20 protein-coding genes are annotated in these 19,740 nt (G+C 35.6%); 17 read left to right on the top strand and 3 right to left on the bottom strand.

What is annotated here, in order from left to right; genetic code table 11:
* Positions 1 to 6: 6 nt before the first annotated feature.
* The gene (locus tag ACEN4I_RS06755; RefSeq protein ID WP_407102653.1) at positions 7 to 1,707 is read right to left on the bottom strand and encodes a sensor histidine kinase; all 1,701 of its coding nucleotides are present in this window, start codon (positions 1,705 to 1,707) and stop codon (positions 7 to 9) included.
* Entirely contained in the window at positions 1,694 to 3,193 is a 1,500-nt protein-coding gene (locus tag ACEN4I_RS06760) for a response regulator (protein WP_407102654.1), read from the bottom strand. Before ACEN4I_RS06760 ends, ACEN4I_RS06755 begins: the two co-directional genes overlap by 14 nt.
* Positions 3,194 to 3,379: 186 nt before the next feature.
* Here ACEN4I_RS06760 and ACEN4I_RS06765 point away from each other — a divergent pair, with 186 nt between their 5' ends.
* The 9 genes from ACEN4I_RS06765 (at position 3,380) to ACEN4I_RS06805 (ending at position 12,457) form a co-directional block, all read left to right on the top strand.
* Positions 3,380 to 5,056 (top strand): extracellular solute-binding protein, encoded by a 1,677-nt coding sequence (locus ACEN4I_RS06765; RefSeq protein WP_407102655.1) that lies wholly within the window; start codon positions 3,380 to 3,382, stop codon positions 5,054 to 5,056.
* A 68-nt stretch (positions 5,057 to 5,124) separates the two neighbouring features.
* Complete coding sequence (locus ACEN4I_RS06770; RefSeq protein WP_407102656.1) at positions 5,125 to 6,045, top strand: ABC transporter permease; 921 nt, start codon at positions 5,125 to 5,127, stop codon at positions 6,043 to 6,045.
* Positions 6,046 to 6,063: 18 nt separating this feature from the next.
* Positions 6,064 to 6,951 carry a carbohydrate ABC transporter permease gene (locus ACEN4I_RS06775; RefSeq protein WP_407102657.1) on the top strand — a complete coding sequence of 296 codons (888 nt, stop codon included), beginning with the start codon at positions 6,064 to 6,066 and terminating at the stop codon, positions 6,949 to 6,951.
* 6 nt (positions 6,952 to 6,957) lie between these two features.
* Positions 6,958 to 7,572, top strand: coding sequence for a DUF624 domain-containing protein (locus tag ACEN4I_RS06780; protein ID WP_407102658.1), 615 nt, complete (start codon positions 6,958 to 6,960; stop codon positions 7,570 to 7,572).
* A gap of 85 nt (positions 7,573 to 7,657) precedes the next feature.
* Positions 7,658 to 8,767, top strand: coding sequence for a Gfo/Idh/MocA family protein (locus ACEN4I_RS06785; protein WP_407102659.1), 1,110 nt, complete (start codon positions 7,658 to 7,660; stop codon positions 8,765 to 8,767).
* 15 nt (positions 8,768 to 8,782) lie between these two features.
* Positions 8,783 to 9,502: a ThuA domain-containing protein gene (locus tag ACEN4I_RS06790; protein WP_407102660.1), complete on the top strand. Its 720-nt coding sequence runs from the start codon at positions 8,783 to 8,785 to the stop codon at positions 9,500 to 9,502.
* A gap of 57 nt (positions 9,503 to 9,559) precedes the next feature.
* Positions 9,560 to 10,528, top strand: a complete 969-nt coding sequence (locus tag ACEN4I_RS06795; protein WP_407097596.1) for a sugar phosphate isomerase/epimerase family protein — start codon at positions 9,560 to 9,562, stop codon at positions 10,526 to 10,528.
* A 15-nt stretch (positions 10,529 to 10,543) separates the two neighbouring features.
* The gene (locus tag ACEN4I_RS06800; RefSeq protein ID WP_407102661.1) at positions 10,544 to 11,608 is read left to right on the top strand and encodes a Gfo/Idh/MocA family protein; all 1,065 of its coding nucleotides are present in this window, start codon (positions 10,544 to 10,546) and stop codon (positions 11,606 to 11,608) included.
* A gap of 396 nt (positions 11,609 to 12,004) precedes the next feature.
* Positions 12,005 to 12,457 carry a DIP1984 family protein gene (locus tag ACEN4I_RS06805; RefSeq protein WP_407097598.1) on the top strand — a complete coding sequence of 151 codons (453 nt, stop codon included), beginning with the start codon at positions 12,005 to 12,007 and terminating at the stop codon, positions 12,455 to 12,457.
* Positions 12,458 to 12,769: 312 nt separating this feature from the next.
* Here ACEN4I_RS06805 and ACEN4I_RS06810 read toward each other — a convergent pair whose 3' ends face one another.
* Positions 12,770 to 13,753, bottom strand: coding sequence for an ROK family protein (locus ACEN4I_RS06810; RefSeq protein ID WP_407097599.1), 984 nt, complete (start codon positions 13,751 to 13,753; stop codon positions 12,770 to 12,772).
* A gap of 126 nt (positions 13,754 to 13,879) precedes the next feature.
* Here ACEN4I_RS06810 and ACEN4I_RS06815 point away from each other — a divergent pair, with 126 nt between their 5' ends.
* From ACEN4I_RS06815 to ACEN4I_RS06850, 8 genes are all read left to right on the top strand, one after another.
* A complete protein-coding gene (locus ACEN4I_RS06815) occupies positions 13,880 to 14,506 on the top strand; it encodes a sugar O-acetyltransferase (RefSeq protein ID WP_407102662.1) in 627 nt (208 codons plus the stop codon).
* Positions 14,507 to 14,535: 29 nt separating this feature from the next.
* Positions 14,536 to 15,369 (top strand): histidinol-phosphatase HisJ family protein, encoded by an 834-nt coding sequence (locus ACEN4I_RS06820; protein ID WP_407102663.1) that lies wholly within the window; start codon positions 14,536 to 14,538, stop codon positions 15,367 to 15,369.
* Between the two features lie 375 nt (positions 15,370 to 15,744).
* Complete coding sequence (locus ACEN4I_RS06825) at positions 15,745 to 16,137, top strand: DUF1398 family protein (RefSeq protein ID WP_407102664.1); 393 nt, start codon at positions 15,745 to 15,747, stop codon at positions 16,135 to 16,137.
* A gap of 159 nt (positions 16,138 to 16,296) precedes the next feature.
* On the top strand, positions 16,297 to 16,896 hold the full coding sequence (locus tag ACEN4I_RS06830; protein ID WP_407102665.1) for a nitroreductase family protein: 600 nt from the start codon (positions 16,297 to 16,299) through the stop codon (positions 16,894 to 16,896).
* A gap of 189 nt (positions 16,897 to 17,085) precedes the next feature.
* Positions 17,086 to 17,793, top strand: a complete 708-nt coding sequence (locus ACEN4I_RS06835; protein WP_407127660.1) for an FAD-dependent oxidoreductase — start codon at positions 17,086 to 17,088, stop codon at positions 17,791 to 17,793.
* Positions 17,794 to 17,884: 91 nt separating this feature from the next.
* Positions 17,885 to 18,214, top strand: coding sequence for a hypothetical protein (locus ACEN4I_RS06840; protein WP_092480960.1), 330 nt, complete (start codon positions 17,885 to 17,887; stop codon positions 18,212 to 18,214).
* 222 nt (positions 18,215 to 18,436) lie between these two features.
* A complete protein-coding gene (locus ACEN4I_RS06845; protein ID WP_407102667.1) occupies positions 18,437 to 19,285 on the top strand; it encodes a GyrI-like domain-containing protein in 849 nt (282 codons plus the stop codon).
* A 165-nt stretch (positions 19,286 to 19,450) separates the two neighbouring features.
* Positions 19,451 to 19,660: a hypothetical protein gene (locus ACEN4I_RS06850; RefSeq protein ID WP_079650692.1), complete on the top strand. Its 210-nt coding sequence runs from the start codon at positions 19,451 to 19,453 to the stop codon at positions 19,658 to 19,660.
* Positions 19,661 to 19,740 lie beyond the last annotated feature (80 nt).

Raw genomic sequence — 19,740 nt, forward strand, 5'->3', positions numbered from 1 at the left:
ATTCTTCTACTCGTTGATTGAACGTTCTTTAGGTAACTTGATGAGAACGGTTGTTCCAACATTTAGTTCAGATTTGTATGAAATGGCATTATTAATATCATAAAACAATGAAATCCTTTGCTGAACGTTTTGAATTCCATAATGCTTACTATGGTGTTTTAATATATTACTTACTTGATCAGAAGTCATGCCTGCTCCATTATCCGTTATTTCAAACTGAATAAAATCATCGACGAGACTTCCACGAATAGTCAATATTCCTCTACGATTTTCTTCTATATGATCAATACCGTGAAAAATAGCATTTTCTACAAAAGGTTGAATTAAGAGCGTAATAATTTCATATTCTTTAATATCATGATGCACATCGGTTATTAAATCAAAAGAATTATTATGCATCTTTAATTGAATTTTTGCATAAGTAATGGTTAAGTCTAATTCTTTTTCTATAGACAAAGTATTTTTACCATTATTCAAACTAAGACGATAGAACCGAGAAAGAAGCTGCGTCATTTCGCTAATTTCTTCGTTTCCAATCATGATAGCTTTATTACTGATCAATGAAAGAGAATTATAAAAGAAATGAGGATTAATCTGTGCCTGCAGAGCGCGTAATTCATGCTTTTTCTGATTAATTTCTGATTTGTAAACTTGGTCAATCAGATTTTGGATTTGTTGAATCATTTGATAAAAACTACGGTATAAATAGCCGATTTCATCATCTAGCTGGTATGTGGGTTTTAGTTTTAAAGTGTTTTCTGGTGAACCCTTCATAGTTTCTGTAAGTTGTTGGATAGGTAATACGACTGTTTTGGATAACCCCCAAATGGATAAAGTTAACATTAATAAAACAAAAACAAAAATTAGAAATGCAACGAAAATCAGTATAAGAACCCCTGTATAGATAGAATAGAAAGGTCTGGAAAAAGTTAAACTCCATGAGTTTGCAAAAGTTTTTGTACCCTCTGAGCTGGATTGAGCAAAAGGTTGCAGTAGACGATGAATAAAACTTAACTGACTTTGTTTAGGTTGATTAGAAAAGTGGAACAGTGTTTCTTCTTTATCGGTTTGTATAGTTAAGGCATAAGGATCATTAGAAATGGTATCTAAATTTTGAAATATCACTTCAGGTGCTATTTCAAAAACTACAATATTAATATCTTCTCTAATATTAGAAAAAATTTGACTGTATAAAAATATTTTTTTACTTTTTGTATCAAAAAAATAAGAAACTTTTGTTGTATTGTTTAGTTTGAAATTAGTTGTAATGTCATCAGTAGCAATTTTTTTAACATAGTTTCCATGATCAAATAAATCAATAGTTGTGTATAAAGTAATATTAGATAGCATGTCTTGTTGTGAATGGATACTACTAAATAAAGGAACTAGTGTGTTCATATACAAATCATATTGTTCAAAGTTACTAGGTGATTCGATAGAGAGTCCATCAATCAAAAATCTTGAACTCGATAAAAATGAAAGTGCGTCTTCATAAGTTTTTAAACGTAGGTCAATTTGCTGGTAGACAGAGGTCAAATTATCTTCATTATTTGATTTTTCTTGAGATAATATAAAATGTTGTATAATAGCGATACTAAAAATTGTTAAAATAACTATAGGAAAAATGCCTGATATAAAGGAGATAGCAACAATTTTTTTTTGGAAAGAAAATCGCTGAAAAATTAATTTGATTTTATTCAAACTCATCAAGGCCCCCCTTTGTTTTACGGAAACGATCGGGAGTCATTCCAGTATATTTCTGAAAACTTTTTATAAAATAAGACTGACTATTGAAACCTATTAACCGGCCTATGTCACTCACTCTATAGTTGAAAGAAAGTAATAATTCTTTGGCTTTTTCTATACGAATTTCGTTAAGGAATTGATTAATACCAACGTTCTCTTCGCTTTTAAATAGTTTACTTAAATATTTTGGAGCAAGATGAACGTTCTTTGCTAGAGTATCTAGACTTAATTCTTCTTGATAGTGGTTCATCATATAATTTTTGGTTTCTCTAATATAATAGTTGGTTGTGTCATTCAAGTTAATAAAGCGTAGATTAATTTGAGATAATAGATGCTCAAAAGAAATAGGAATTTGTTTGAATTCTTGTGATTCTAAAATAACTTTAATATCACTTCTAAGTTCTGCTGGATTTATTTCAGAAACTTCTACTAAAATGCGGTAAAGGTTTCCAAAGAAAAAACGAACTATACTTGGAGATTCAATTGAAGCGCTATCAAATTGATTAAATAGAGAATAAAGAATATGTTTTAATCGTTTCAGGTCTTGATGGTAAATGGTTTCTTTCAATTGATTAATTAATTGTTGTTCAGTTTCTCTATTATGAGTAGGAAGCTCTAAAAGCAACAGAGGATTTGCCTCTTTCTGATAAAATTTTTGATTTAGCTTTTCAATCAGCTGTTGATAAGCAGTATAGATATTCTCTTGATTTTCAATTTGTTCAGAAAGTTCAATTGTTACCTCAGATTGAATTTCAGATTGGATTTGATTATAAATCAATTCTTTTTTTTCTAATGCTGACTTACGATCTTTTACTTGTAAGAAACAAACTACTTGCGAGAGACTTGTTCTTACAAAAGTAATTGAATTGTTTGTATGAAGTCTTAGAAAGTGTTCTAATCTTTCAGTTTTGGGCTCATTAAAATCAATAACTAATAAATACGTTATCTTAGTTAGAAGGGGTAAAGTCAGTTTTTGCTGTATTTCTGATAATTTATTCATGGGGGTTCCCTTAAGTATTTTAATCAAAACGTCTTGTTTTTCCATGTATAAATGAGTTTTTTCTATAAATTTATTTTTTATAATAAGTTGTTCCAACTTATCAAGTTGGTCATGAAATTCTTTGGGATTAATAGGTTTTAACAAATAATTTACGGCTTGTAAATCTATAGCTTTTTTTGCATAGCTAAAATCTTCGTATCCACTAATAAAAAGAGTGGGGATAGAGAGATCATTTTTTCGAATTTGCTCAACAAGTTCTATTCCTGAAACAAATGGCATCTGAATATCAGTAATAAGTAGATCAAATTTATGTTCAGAAAAAACTGCTAAAGCTTCTTTTCCATTTGATGCTTCATGAACTTGCCATGAAATTCTATGCTTTTCCATCAAATAATTAATAAGTTCCCGCTGATCAAGATGATCATCAACGATTAAAACCTTGAACATAATAAACCCTCCTAAAATAATAACGTTGAACAACCAAAGTATAATCTAAATACATTTATTTACCAATAACATATTTTTGAAAACGGTTTATAAAGTGGAAATTTTACCTTAATAGTGGAAATTGTTTCATATATTTTTTGAAAGCGATTTCGTATACTGTGTATATCAAGTATTGGAGGGGAAAAAATGAAAAAAATAAAAAACAAAGTATTGCTTTCTCTTTTGGCTGTAACACCATTCGTACTGGCTGCGTGTGGAGGAGATCAAACTGAAGAAGCAGCAACAAATGCTGATGGGGATATCATTATGACTGTTGGACAGCAGACTGCGCCCAACTCTAAACTGCCAGAAGGTGATTCATTCAGTGATAATGCGTATCGAAGACTATTGAAAGAAAAACTAGGCATTGAATTAGAAAGTGCGTTTGAAGCTAACGGTGAAGATTACGATCGACAAGTATCATTGGCAATTGCTTCAGGAGATATTCCAGACATGATGGTAGTGTCTAGAGATGATTTGCAAGAATTGGTGGATAACGATTTAGTGGCAGATTTAACTGAGGTCTATGAAGAATATGCCAGCGACCAAATCAAAGAAATTTATGGTTCTTATGATGGAACTACGCTAGATGCGGCAACCATTGATGATCAATTAATGGCCATACCTGGAACAACAAATGATTTTGGTCCTAACATGGTTTGGATTCGACAAGATTGGGTAGAACAATTAGACATCAAATTGGATGAAGACGGAAATCATGCAATCACTTTAGATGAATTAGAATCAACAGCGAAAGCCTTTCAAGAAGGAGATCCGGAAGGAAATGGAAGAACACAGGGATTAGCAATTGCTAACTGGTTAACGTCAGGAGACCATGGTGGTTCTGGATATACTGCAACAGCCATCACGAATGCATTTGGAGCCTATCCGAAAGTGTATTTGCAAGATGATAATAATGATGTTTATTATGGATCAAATACAGAAGAAATGAAAGAATCTTTAGCGTATATGAATGAATTATTTGAAGAGGGTATTTTAGATCCGCAATTTGGAACAAGAACGTATGATGATATAAATGCAATGATGATCAATGGTGAGCTGGGGATTGTGCCTGGACCTTGGCATATTTCAGACTGGGGATTGGTACAAGCTAAAACTGCTAATCCAGATGCAGAATTCATCCCATATGCTATTGAAAATGAAAATGGCGATGGCAACGTAAATGCCGTCAATAAATCTGCAACAGGTGGATTTGTGGTTATAAGAAAGGGTTTTGAAAAACCAGAAGCATTGATTGAAATGCTGAATGTCGTTTTTGATGATGTAGCCAACTCTAAAGACATGGAAAATGAATATCCGGAATTATATGAATACGCTCAGTTAGCTGTAGATGGATCCGTAAAACCATTTAATATTGAGTTATTCCCTAATGAAAGTGAAATTATCGATGCAAAAGAAGCCACTCAAGCAGCGAAAGGAGAAATCAGTATCGAGGAAATTTCTAAATTTGTGATTCAAAACAATGCACGCAAAATTAAAGCGTACTTAGATAATCCAAGTGATTCTGATCCAAGTGATTGGGCGGTACATGCGTCTAGAACATTAGCCGTCAATGATGTAATGGGCAGTACTCGTGAAGCAAATATCTTAAATGAGATTAAACCAATTGTTATCTTTCAAACACTAGACTCTCAACAACGTAGTGGTGCACAAGTAGGGAAACTTGAAGAAGAAATGTTTATCAAATTTGTTACAGGAGAAGAATCGTTAGATAATTTTGACAATTATGTATCAGATTGGAATAGCCAAGGTGGGACAGTTATCTTGGATGAAATGCAAGAGGTTGTAGACGAAAGAGAGTAATTAATGGAGTGATAGGTCATTTGTATTGCGAACAGATGACCTATTTTCTAGATAGGAGTAAATGAAAGATGGAACAGATAAAAAAAACTAAAAAGAAGTCAATGTTTAAGAAAGATCAACATTTCTATTTAGCAATGATGCTTCCTGGAATAATTTTTTTATTGATTTTTGCATATGGGCCTATGTTTGGGCTGTTTATGGCATTTCAAGACTTTGTTCCTGCTAGAGGAGTTTTTGGATCTGAATTTGTAGGTCTAGACAACTTTAAATACTTATTTACTTTACCGGATATTTGGCGTGTTACTTACAACACCATTTTTATTGCTGTAGGAAAAATTGTATTAAACACCATTATTCCAATTATCTTTGCTATTTTATTAAATGAAATTCGCGTCAAGTGGATGAAGAAATATATGCAAACGATTGTTTATCTTCCGCATTTTCTTTCGTGGGTAATTTTAGGGTCAGTCGTTGTGAATCTATTTAATTTAGATGGAACAGTGAATCAACTTCTTGAAGCAATTGGTTTAGATGCCATTAATTTTTTAGGAAGCAATAAAGTATTCCCGCATTTACTCATTTGGACTGATGTTTGGAAAGGGTTTGGATACAATTCCATTATCTTTTTAGCAGCCATTACTTCTATTGATCCAGGAACTTATGAAGCAGCTACGATGGATGGAGCGAGCTGGTGGCAGAAAGTACGACATGTTACTTTACCAGGAATGATGCCGTTTATCATTTTAATGACCATACTAGCTCTGCCAGGTATTCTAAGCGCTGGTTTTGACCAAGTATACAACTTGTATTCACCACCGGTCTATGCCAGCGGAGATGTTTTAGATACTTATATTTATCGTATCGGTTTAATAGGACGTGACTACAGTTTAGGTACTGCGGTTGGATTAATTCGTTCAATTGTTGGATTAATTTTGATTTATGTATCAAACAAAATAGCTGAAAAATCGACAAATCGTGTGATGTTCTAAAAAAGGGGCAAACAAAAAATGAAAGAAAAATTTGGCATTCGTCAGTTTATTATTTATACAATCGTCATCTTACTAACTTTATCTTGTTTGATTCCAATGTTGAATGTCGTTTCATTGTCATTGAGCAGTTCAGCAGCGGTAGCAGGAAATAAAGTAGGATTATGGCCAGTAGAGTTAACTACGGCAGCTTACGAACGCATTGTTAGTGACACACAATTTTGGCGTTCGTTCGGTATCTCGGTCTTTCGAGTATTTGCTTCACTAATTATTAATTTGTTCATGATTGTTACGTTGGCTTATCCATTATCAAAATCAAAAAGATTCTTTCGTGCCAGAGGTTTTTTTATGAGCCTCATTCTCTTTGCCATGCTATTTAATGGAGGAATGATTCCAACGTATTTAATCATAAAAAACTTAGGTATGATCAACAGTATATGGTCATTGATTTTACCTGGAGCTGTTCCAATAGGCAGTGTTATTTTGGTAATGAACTTTTTCCGCGGCGTTCCCAAATCATTGGAGGAATCTGCGTGGTTAGATGGTGCCAATCCGTGGCATATTTTGACTAAAATCTATATTCCTATCTCATTGCCATCTTTAGCTACAGTTTCACTATTCAGTATTGTCGGAAGTTGGAATGATTTTATGAGTGGTTTGATCTATATGACTAAGATTGAAAACTATCCATTAATGACTTACATTCAATCGCTATCAGTAAACATTGCTGAAACACTGCAAAACTCAGCTGGAATGAGCTCGGAACAACTACAGAGTTTATTAGCTGTGTCTGACCGGAATTTGAATGCTGCAAAAATCGTTGTGGCGATTATCCCTTTATTAGTGATTTATCCATTTTTACAAAAGTATTTCGTGCACGGCATTGTTGTCGGCGCAGTAAAGGAGTAAAAAAGTATGCAAGATTTCTTTCGTGTAGAAGGTCCGTTTTATCGAATCATGCTGAAAATATGGGGACTATTTGTTTTAAATCTTTTAATGCTGATTACTAGTTTACCAATTCTAACTATAGGCGCTGCTCAGACTGCTGGCTTTACAGTAACTATACGGATGATTTCTTTTGATGAAACGAGAATTATATCTACTTATGTTCAATCTTTTAAAGAAAATTTAAAACAAAGTACAATCGTTTGGTCGGGAATTTCAGTTTTGTCAGGAATATTGGTCATTAATTGGAACTATTTGAGTTCATTCAATCAATTAAACAGTTGGGTAACGATAGGAGTGGCAATTGTTACCTTGATAGTAGTTCATTTTTTTCAAGTTGTATTTTTTTATATTTCTCGCTTTGAAGATTCGACTAAACAAGCTGTCATAAATATCATAAAGCTGCCGTTTTATTATCCTGTTAGGACGTTATTGTTATTACTGATCTCAATACTACCTATTGTAATAACTTTATTGTCACCGTACTTAGTAGTCTTTGGACTGTATATTAGTATTTTTATAGGAATCAGCTTTATTCATTTTTTGAGAACCTATTTGCTGCTCGATCTGTTTAAAAAAGTATAGAGAAAGAAAAGAATTTTGTGTGAGCTAATGGAACGTCTCAGTGTAATAGAAAAACAAATGAAGAGATAGAGAGGAAGTAATAAATATGATTAGTATTGGGATAATAGGTTGTGGGGGAATTGCAAACGGAAAACATCTTCCTTCGCTAGCAACAGTAGAGAATGCAGAGATTGTAGCTTTTTGTGACATTATTGAAGAACGAGCGAGTAAAGCGCGTGAAGATTATGGTTCGGATGCAGCAAATGTCTATACCGACTATAGAGAATTATTAAAGGATGAAAGTATTGACGTTGTTCATGTATGTACACCAAATATATCTCACGCAGAAATCTCCATTGCCGCAATGGAAGCAGGAAAGCACGTAATGTGTGAGAAACCAATGGCTAAAACGTCTATTGAAGCAAAATCAATGATTGAAACGATGAAGAAGACTGGTAAAAAATTAACGATTGGTTACCAAAATCGTTTTAGAAAAGATTCCCAACATTTACATATGCTATGTCAAGAAGGAGAGCTAGGGGAAATATATAATGCGAAGGCACATGCCATTCGTAGAAGAGCAGTTCCAACTTGGGGAGTATTTTTAGATGAAGAGGCACAAGGCGGAGGACCATTGATTGATATAGGAACTCATGCTTTAGATTTAACTCTATGGATGATGGATAATTATAAACCCAAATATGTGGTAGGGAGCGCTTATCATAAATTATCACAAACCAAAAATGCTGCAAATGCATGGGGATCTTGGAATCCTGATGAGTTTAACGTAGAAGATTCAGCTTTTGGTTTTGTCACGATGGAAAATGGAGCTACGATTTATTTGGAAGCGAGTTGGGCTTTAAATTCCTTAGAAATAAGAGAAGCTAAAACCACCTTGCACGGAACAAAGGGCGGAGCAGATATGAAAGATGGATTATGCATCAATGGAGAAGAGCATGGTTTACTTTTCAGTAAAAATGTTGAACTGGAAACAGGCGGTGTTGATTTCTATGATGGGGCAGGTGTTAATCCGGCTGACATAGAAGCGAAACAATGGATTGATTGTATTATAAACGATACAGAACCTGTTGTGAAACCGGAAGAAGCTTTAGTAGTCACACAAATACTAGAAGCTATTTATAAATCCTCCCAAACGGGCGCGCCAGTTTATTTGAATAAAGTAGAAGAAGCTGAGACTGTTTTACAAACTATTTAAAAAGAGGGATAGAAAATGAAGGTAACCATTTGGAATGAATTTCGGCATGAAAAGACAAGTGAAAAAGTAAAGGAAATATATCCTGAAGGCATTCACAAACAACTGGAAGTTGTGCTCAAATCTGCTGGGTTCGATACAAAAACAGCAGTATTAGATCAACCTGAACACGGTTTAACTGAAGAAGTATTAAACGAGACAGATGTATTAGTGTGGTGGGGACATATGGCTCATGACGAAGTTGCAGATGAAATTGTGAGTCGTGTCCATAAGCGAGTTCTAAACGGAATGGGGCTAGTTGTGCTACACTCTGCGCACATGTCTAAAATTTTCATGAAATTAATGGGCACAAGTTGTGATTTGAAATGGCGAGAAGCAGAAGAAAAAGAGCGGTTGTGGGTTATTGATCCAAGCCATCCTATTGCTGAAGGAATTGGGGAATTCATTGAATTAGAGAAGGAAGAAATGTACGGCGAACATTTTGATGTGCCGACGCCTGATGAACTGATTTTTGTTGGATGGTACGAAGGAGGAAATGTTTTCCGCAGCGGGATGACTTACAAAAGAGGAAATGGAAAAATATTCTATTTCCAACCGGGTCATGAATCGTATCCTACCTATTACAATAAGGAGATTCAGCAAGTGATCATAAATGGAGTAAATTGGTGTAAATCAACAGAACGTATGTATCCAGTTTACGGAAACAGCGCATCTTTAGAAGAAATAAAAAATAACTAGCAGAAAAGATGCAACAGATTATTTTTGAAAATAATAGAATGAGGAGTGGAAGTCAGTATGAAATTAGGTGTATTCACGCCATTATTTGCAAATTTAAGTTTTGAAGAAATGTTGGATAAAGTTCAAAGTGCGGGATTGGATGCCGTCGAAATTGGAACAGGTGGAAATCCAGGTAATCATCACTGTCCTACTGATGAATTGTTAGAAAGCGAAGAAAAAAGAGAAGCTTATTTAGCAGAGTTAGAAAAACGGAATTTAACCATTAGTGCATTTAGTTGCCATAATAACCCCATTTCTCCTGATGCTTCTGAAGCCAAAGCTGCAGATGAAACATTAAGAAAAACGATCCAATTAGCTTCTTTAATGGGGGTTCCAGTGGTAAATACTTTTTCTGGGGTTGCAGGCGACAGTGATGACGCTAAAACACCAAACTGGCCTGTTAGTCCTTGGCCTGAAGTTTATAGTGATATTTATAACTGGCAATGGGAAAATAAATTAATTCCTTATTGGAAAGAAATTGGCGAAATGGCTACTGAATACGGAGTTAAAATCGGTATTGAACTGCATGGGGGATTTTTATGCCATACTCCATATACCATTTTGAAACTGAGAGAACAGACATCTGATTCAATTGGCGCGAATCTTGATCCCAGTCACTTATGGTGGCAAGGTATTGATCCGGTTGGAGCTATAAAAATACTAGGTGAAGCAGGAGCAATCCATCATTTCCACGCCAAAGACACCTACCTTGATCAAGACAACATCAATATGTATGGTTTAACAGATATGCAACCATATGGTGACGTAAAATCCAGAGCATGGACTTTCCGATCTGTTGGATGTGGACATGACATACAAGTATGGTCAGATATGATGAGTGCTTTGAGACTGTATGATTATGACTATGTAGTCAGTATTGAACACGAAGATCCATTAATGTCGATTAATGAAGGATTTAGCAGAGCTGTAACGAATTTACAATCTATTTTAATTAAAGAAACACCGCAATCTATGTGGTGGGCGTAAGAAAGGTTGAGTAATTTGGAGAAATTAAAAGTTATTATTGTTGGCTATGGAGGAATGGGAAGTTTTCATGCTCAACTAATTAGAGACAATGAAGAAGTAGAACTGCACGGTATATTCGACACATCGGAAACGCGTCAGCAGAATGCCGTCGAGAATGGTTTAACAGTTTATGGCAGTCTAGAACAAGTATTAGCCGATGAAGTTGTTGATGTGGTATTAATCTCAACACCAAACGATATCCATAAACCAATTGCAATTCAAGCCTTGCAAGCTGGGAAGCATGTTATTTGCGAAAAACCAGTTACACTTAATAGTATTGATTTCGCGGAAATAATGGAAATTGCAAAACAAGAAAACCGAGTTTTTATGGTGCATCAAAATCGTCGTTGGGACAGCGATTTTCAAATGATTAAAGATTTATATGAGACTCGTAAGCTGGGAGATGTTTTCCAAATAGAGTCCCGAGTTCAAGGAGCCAATGGAATACCGGGTGATTGGCGCCATTTAAAAGAACAAGGTGGAGGAATGTTGCTAGATTGGGGTGTACATTTGTTAGATCAATTGTTGGATCTAGTTGATAGCCCTTTAGTTAAAATAGCAGCTGATCTAAGCTATGTCTTAGGCGATGAAGTAGATGATGGATTTATCAGCTATCTCACTTTTGAAAATGGCGTTAAAGCTATTGTAGAGGTTGGGACAACCAACTACGTGAAACTTCCTCGCTGGTATGTAAAAGGCACTACTGGAACTGCTGTTATTCACGATTGGGATCTTAAAGGTGAAATTGTAAAGCAAAGTAATGTGGAATTTGTAGTTGCACCAAAACCGATAAAAGCAGGACAAGGATTAACGAAAACAATGGCTCCACCTTCAGAGGAATCCGTAATTAGGGAAACATTTGAAGAAGTTCAAGTAACTGCGGATTCTTTCTATACGAATTTTGCTAAAGTCGTTGTTGGGGAAGCTGAACCTATTGTTAAAAATGAAGAAGTGTATCGTGTAATGAAAGTGATTGAAGCTATTTTTAAAGCGGCGGAAAATGGAAATAGCATTGACTTAATGGAGTTACAACTGCATTAAAAAATGAATTAAGCATAAAATATAAAAAAAGCATTACAACAAGCACAAAGGTTACTCCCTTTCAATATAGTAAGGGATGACTTTTGTGCTTGAATCATTTTGATTGTTGGACGAAATTTTTTTGTCTTTTATCTGTTTAATTGAGTTGTATCGTGTTATAACGAGTAGGTTAATGTAACTACGGATGTCACGAAAAGACTCTTTTATCAATATAGTATGGAAGTGGTAGAGAAAAGACGATAGATTATTGATGAAATAAAAAATTTGTTGAGAATAATTCTGAAAATAAATTGCTAACGGCAGAATATCGCACTTCTTTCGGCAGATTTCTTGCTAAAAAGTGTCTTTTTCATTACCCTAAGCTTATAGACTCGTGAACTGAAAGGAAGTTTTTCTATGAAACTTGCGGAAGCATTACTCTTGAGGCGGGATCTTGAAGCAAAGTTAACTTCGCTGAAACAGGAGATTTTAGCGAACGCCTTGATTCAAGAAGGAGACTCATTGGATATAAGTATGGACGAATTGATCCAGGATTATCAAAAAACGAATGAGGAATTCTCTCAGTTAGTCGTAAAAATCAATCAGCGGAATTCCTCGGCTAATCTGTATGATACTGATAAATTGATTGTCGAAGCGTTGGAAGAAAGAGAATCATTAAGAAGGCAGCACGGACTGCTTAATAATACTATCGAAACAGCCAATGATATCAGACGATTTGGACGAAATGAAATCCGAATGGTACGAACCGTTGATACGAAGGAATTAACTAAAAAAATGAATGTAGTTTCTAAAAAATTACGAGAACTAGACGGACAGATTCAACAAACAAATTGGCTGGTGGATTTATAAGCTAAGCTGTTGGGTGGGAAATCAAAGGCGAGCACACAGCCCGTACAGGCTCAAATGTACACCCTATGAGGTTTGGCAGGATCCTTTAATCATCAATGACTGCTCAACAATGACATCAGAAATAATAACAAATGAATAATTAATGACCATGTGCTGATTTGATTATGGTAGGGAAACACCCCTTGATCTAAGATCAAGGGGTGTTTAAGTTGAACAGGATTTCCAAAAAAATGCGAAAAGGTCCGAAGTTTTTAATAAGATACTTCGTCAAATTAATGTAGTCAATTTTAAGACAACAAAGGGAGGAGACGGTTAATTCTCTGTTGCCATTTTTTCCAACCCTAATTTAATCAATCCATTTAAATAGTTCTGTGAAAAATCCTGTGAAAGAGTTATGTTCGGGAAAACATTGTAAGGAAATAATTCAGCTAGGTTTTTGATGATCAAATCTATTTTGATGTGATCCAGCCAATTATCGGGTACATATAGGATGATTTCATGCGGATCATACATAGCTATTATAGATTGAAGTGTTTCTGACAATATGGAATTTAATTCTGATTTTTTCAACGGAAAGTGTCTGTGTTTTAGATTTGGCAAATGCTTAATTTCACCACTTAAATTATTGTAACCTCTAAAAATGTGCTGATTAATAATTAGTGAAGCACCTGGAGGAAAACTTTCCGGAAAATAAACTCCAGCAGTAATGTGGTTATTTTCTGTGGAATACCCAAAAGTTGCTGCATTAACGTCGTTTTCGATAAATGAATCGACAGCGATTTTTTTTGTTATTTCATCATTGAGATTCAAATGTCTAAAAGGTTTAAAATCCATGATTTTTAAGTTGTTGTCTACTTCTACTCCTGGTATTCCAGAAAGTGCAATGGATATTTCCGGAAACTTTGACTTCATATTTGAAATAGTTTCAAGAAACGTGGTTAACTTTATTGACGATAAGTACTCTCGCTCGATAATATTGCCTAATAAATCAACAACGTAAAAATTAACAACCATTTTTTTTTCTTGCTCAAGGAATTGATGAATTAAAAATAATTTACGACGTTCATTAAATTTATAAGCAATGGCACGACGCCCACCAGTTTCAAAAGGAGTGTCCAGCTCGACGAAGGTGTTGCTTTGGACAAGATCTGGAATGAGCTTATTGATTGTAACAACGCTTAAATGAGATTGTTCTGACAATTGTCTTTTAGTCATTGGAGCAGCGTTTTGTTTAAGCAGCTCTATTAATAAATCTTGATTATGTTTTTTAATGTTTTTTTGGTTGTATGCTTTCATTTGTGAGCCCTCCTTTGAACTTAATAATAGCAGAAAAAAATAAAGAAGACATCTTTATTAATTATGTTAATAAAGGTATAATGCGTATAGATAATTAACTTTGTTAATAAAAGGAGAACGAAATAAATGACAAAAGACTTTGATTACCAACAAATGTTAGCAGGAGAATTATATTTTGCATCAGATATATATCCAGAGAATAGCTCGTTAGAAGGCAAAAAACTAGCACAAAAAATTAATAGCCTGCCGATAGAAAATAAGGAAGAAATTGTAGCGTTAGAGAAAAAATTGTTTGGTAAGACAGGAAATTCTGTATATGTTAATCCACCATTATATGTCGACTATGGCCGACACGTAGAGATAGGCAATAATTTTTATGCAAATATGGATTGTATTTTTTTAGATGTGAATAAGATTATCATCGGAGACAACGTAATGGTTGGCCCTCGGGTAAGTTTCTACACAGCCGGTCACCCAACTGATGCGGAAATTAGAATAAAGGATCTTGAATTTGGTCTGCCTATTGTAATTGAAGATAACGTTTGGATAGGAGGAAGTGCTTCGATTCTTCCTGGAGTGACAGTTGGAAAAAATTCAATTGTAGCCGCAGGAGTAGTGGTAACCAAAGATGTTCCCCATGATACGATTGTAGGAGGAAATCCAGCTAGAGTGATCAGAAACATAGGGGAAAAGGATAAGGAAAAATGGGGAAAAGCGATGCGAGAGTATCATGCAGCAAAGAATGGTCAATAAATTTTTGATAATTTAAAGGAGGTTTTTAAATGGTTTATGCGGATTATCATGTCCATAGTGATTACAGTGACGATTCCTGGTATTTAATGGAAGATGTCGTAAAAGATGCTATTCAGATGGGTTTAAAGGGAATTTGTTTTACCGATCATGTAGACTACGGGGTTAAACCAGATTGGAAACCAGATGAAGAATTCCAGGCAGGCAAGAATACAGAAGTTAAAAATGTTCACTACGAATTTTATTTTTCAGAGCTGGATAAACTTTCTAGAAAATACGCAAACAAAATAACCATAAAAAAAGGGTTAGAGTTTGGAATGCAAACTCATACGATTCCTCAATTTGAAAAACTTTATCGGACTCATGACTTTGACTTTATTTTGTTATCGGTGCACCAGATTGGAAATAAAGAGTTTTGGACGGGAGAGTTTCAAAAGGGGCACACACATCAGGAAAGCTATGATAAATACTATGATGAGATGTATCAGTTAGTCACTTCTTATAAAGATTATAGCGTTTTGGCGCATATGGATTTGGTACGGCGGTATCTAGATAAAGAAGTTGATATGTTTGAATATAGTAAAGATAAAGTTGAACAAATCCTAAGAATGGTTATTGAGGATAATAAAGGAATCGAAATAAATACTTCTTCTTTTCGATACGGAATAAATGGACTGACACCTTCGATTGAAATTTTAAAGTTGTATCATGATCTTGGAGGAACCATTATTACAATAGGAAGTGACAGCCACAAACCTGAGCATTTAGGCTTTCATATTAACGAGTCAAAGAAACTATTGAAAGACATAGGTTTTAAACACTTCTGTACGTTTGACAAAATGAATCCAATTTTTCATGAGTTATAATTGATGAGAAAGCTTTATGAATTGTATGGATATAGATTTCTCAATGCTGCCTTAAGAAATTTCTAGAAGTTTACTGTTACAATAAAGAGCTTAAGATTATGATAACTACTGCTCAGAACGGATGCCAAAAAAGTCTCCAAATATGTATCAATAAAATATGGTGGTGTGTCAACTACCAAAAGCGTCACGCTAAACAGATAACGAATAAATGAAATGCTGATTTCTCGTGAAGAGGAGTTAGCATTGTTTTTTTTTGATATCAATATTGCTGTGCAGGATAAAAATTAGGATACAATTTAACTTTTTGGTAAATTGTAATCAAACTAAACTATTAGCAAAGAAAGTTTAGTTGTTCGTGAAAAGGAGTGAACACAAATGAGTCTAAATTATCAAGATATTGAACAGGCTGTAAATGCAGAAGAAAACGCTGGCGGCTTCGCTCAGTTAATGTCTGAAATAAAAAAATTAGGTGTGAAGCGTTATGATTACTTAGTTGCTGAAGGGGTGTATCGTTATTATGATGAAAAAAGCTTTGTTGAGTTAAAAATGAACGGAGTCCCAAAAGTAGTGGCTGATCGAAGCGATATTGCAGCCCTCAAGTCGGCTGTGAAAACCGCACAATCAGGAGCAATTGATTTTGAACGGTTTTGTGAGCTAGCTGGAAAAGCGGGGGTTCCATTTTGGACGAGCAATTTAGTAACGAAACAAGTAACGTATTTCGACAACCAACATCATGTACTACATCTAGAACCAATCCCAGGAGTGTAAGATAAAAGGAATAAGTTTTATTAATTTGTGAACTGAATAAAAATAGTTAAATATTATTTCGAATTCGATATATTCGGTGTTGACTTACTTCTTTTTATTTGTTAAACTTACAATTAATAAGTGTTAAAAAGCAAATAAACCTTAAAAGGAGATTTACACATGACACAATTTACAAACTTAATCAAAGAACGCCGTACAGCTTACGCTATCGGAACGAACACTGAGTTATCAAACAAAGAGATCGCTGACCGCATTCGCGAGGTAGCTCAACAAATCCCAACGGCTTTCAACAGCCAAACAACTCGTTTAGTAGTTGTATTTGGAGAAGACAACGTTAAATTATGGGACCACATCTTAGACGTCCAAAAAGACGTTATGCAAGGCGACATGTGGGAAATGATGTCAGGCGTAATGCAAGGCGCTAAAGCTGGCGTTGGTACTGTATTATTCTTCGAAGACCGCGATGCTGTTAAAGGTGCATTAGGCGAAAACGAACGTGCAACAGTATACAAACAACACCACAGTGCAAATGCACAATACGGTATCTGGTTGGCATTGACTGACTTAGGTTTAGGCGGAAGCTTACAACATATGAACATTGGCTTTGAACAAGGCTTTGACAAATCAGTAAAAGACATGTTCAACTTACCAGCATCATACGAAATGATTGCTCAAATGCCATTCGGTTCAATCGAAGCAGAACCAAATCCAAAAGAATTCATCGACAGCAGCGAACAAGTTCGCGTAGTTGGAGAGTAATCAAACGATTCGCTCTTTGATACTGAAAGCATCTGGCTCCTTTAAAAAGGAGTTCAGGTGCTTTTTTTCGTAGTGCATTTAGGCAAATCAATCAGAGTTATCCGTTGACAGCGGATAAGAACAGCGCCTACAATCCGTGTAAGAGTTGCTTACATACTAAGTATTCATCTGATTCATTGAGGAGGAAAAATGATGGGCTTCGATGATATAAAAGGTGTGGTCAAACAAAGCGAGCTGCCGATTGAAAGTATTGAAAATCCTTATGGCGATTACTATATTGTGAAAATTAGAAATGATGTCGGTTTGACTTGGGTCCCAGGCGAACATGGCATCTACACATTGCCGCACAAATCGATCGAAGGCAGAAAGTACCGCTTGTTTTCAGTGGCTTCGATACCAGAAGAAGGATTCTTGTTGATCGGGACACGAATGGGAAAAGAAACCAGTAGTTTTAAACAGACGTTAGTGAATATGCAGCCGGGTGAAAAAATCACGTTACGAGGTCCATTTGGCTGGATGAAAGTGAAAGACGAAACTTCTCCCATCGTCATGTTCGCAAGCGGGGTAGGGATAACGCCATTTCGTGCATTGTTGAAGCAGTTGGAATTCGATACTCGTCGTCCGATTGAAGTCGTCTACACATCTTCGAGATACTACCTCTTTGACGAGGAGATCAAAAGCATCGCGCAGAACAATCCGATGATTCATTTGCACAAAATGACTTCACGAGAAGAAACGACTGCGAAATTGGATGAACTCGCTTTAAAATACGGGGATACCGCCTATTATTTCAATTCAGGATCACCTGCTGTATTGAAGTTCGTCAAAAAACGCTATCGAGAAAAAGGAATCTCTAAAAAGCGTATTGTTTCGGATACATTTTTTGGAGCGAAGTAACGAAACTTTCACTAGTTCTTTCTCTAAAAAAGATTATAATAACAGAGTAAGTACCGAAAGCAAATCAGCGATCAAGGAGATGGATTTCAGGATGGGACTAGAAGACAAAGACTTTATTTTGCGCCAAGTGCAAGAGTTAGCAGAAGGGATCGGCAAATTTCTTGGAAAAGAGTCGATCAAGGAACTGATCAATTACGATCAGTCACAAGAAGGCGCCTTGTCAGATGAGGATATCGAAGCGATTTTACTGATTACGACTATTAGGGATATCCAAGAGAGTGAAGGGCTGTCGGACGAAGACCTGTCAAATGAATTAGGTATGCCGGAAAACGGCTTAGAGAAGTTGTACAATAATGAGCGGTCCGTCACACCAGATGAACTTAACGCATTGCGAGATTTTGTGGAAGAGAAGGAAAGCTGATAGTAAGAAGACGCAGACGCAAGAGTAAAAGCACCATTCTATTGTGGTGCTTTTGATGATCCCGCTGGTAAAGTAAAACTAATACAAAGAAATGAAAGCGGTATCTTGTCCGAGGGCGCAACAAATGTTTCAAAAAGAATAGAGCACCCGACAATTTTTGAGCAAGTATTGTCGGGAGAAAAAGTTCTGTATCCTATAGTATGTATACGAGAGGAGAAGAAAATGGACTGGCTGGAGAGAATAAATAGAGCAATGGACTATATAGAGCAGAATTTATCCGATGAAATTGATGGGAGAGAGGCAGCCCGACAAGCCTGTTGCCCTGAATATCATTTTCCCAGGATGTTTTCTGCTCTGACCGGAATATCACTGTCAGAATACATTAGAAGGAGGCGATTGTCACAAGCCGCATTTGAGTTGCAAAATGTTCCTGATGTTCGGATCATTGATCTTGCTCTCAAGTACGGGTACGACTCCCCAGATTCTTTTACTCGAGCTTTTAAAAGCCTTCATGGAGTTACTCCAACGACAGCCCGCAGCAAAGGGGTCGAATTAAAAGCTTTTCCAAGACTTTTCTTTCAAATGACGATCAAGGGAGAGAGTGAAATGGATTATAGGATAGAAGTGCTAGATGCTGATATTGAGATTGTCGGGGTCAAGCAAGAAGTCGTTACACAAGAGGCTTTTCATACTATTCCTAAATTATGGGAAGAAGCGACTGCTAGTGGATTGGTACCGCGTATCATTGAGATGTCTTGGGAAAATCCGCAATGCAAAATGGAAGGAATCTTAGGAGTATGCGGAAAACAAGCCGCAATAACAGACGAAAAATTTGATTATCTTATAGGGTGCCGCTATACTGCTGAATACCCTGGTGACATGGAAAAAACAGTAATCCCTAAAAGTACTTGGGTTGTCTTTCCTAATATCACTGAAGCTTGGAAACGCCTATATACGGAATGGATGCCGACTTCCGGTTACGAATTAGCAGATTTGCCGTGTATTGAGAATTACTTGGCTCCTGACAGAGTTCCAAATAATGAGCTTTGGGTCCCTGTAATAGCAAAGTGATCCATGATTTCAAAAACTATGTTCACAAAGTTGCGAACAACTTTTCCATCATCTGTTTAAATCCATCAAAACATGCTATAATGAGTAGCTTAAGATCACTACGATAGTAATAAAGAACGGATGCCGAAAAGCCTCCGCTAGTGATATATATGGAGGTGTAAGAGAATGCAAAAACGATGGACGATCGGTGAAATCAAAAAGTTTGTTGAAACCAATTCAGACAGCAAACTATTGACGACAGAATACCAAGGTTTTTCTCAAAAGTTGGAATTTGAATGTGCATGCGGCAATACATTTGAAAAAACATTCAAGAAATTTAAAACCAATCATCAACGCAAATGTGATGTTTGCCAACCGCCAAAAACTTCACGCTAAATCATAAACAAAAAGCCGATTTCTCATAATGAGCAATCGGCTTTTTTAGCATCATTAACTAGTCCTGAATAATTCATACT

It is taken from the genome of Desemzia sp. FAM 23990 (assembly GCF_045528485.1).
Lineage (GTDB): Bacteria > Bacillota > Bacilli > Lactobacillales > Carnobacteriaceae > Desemzia.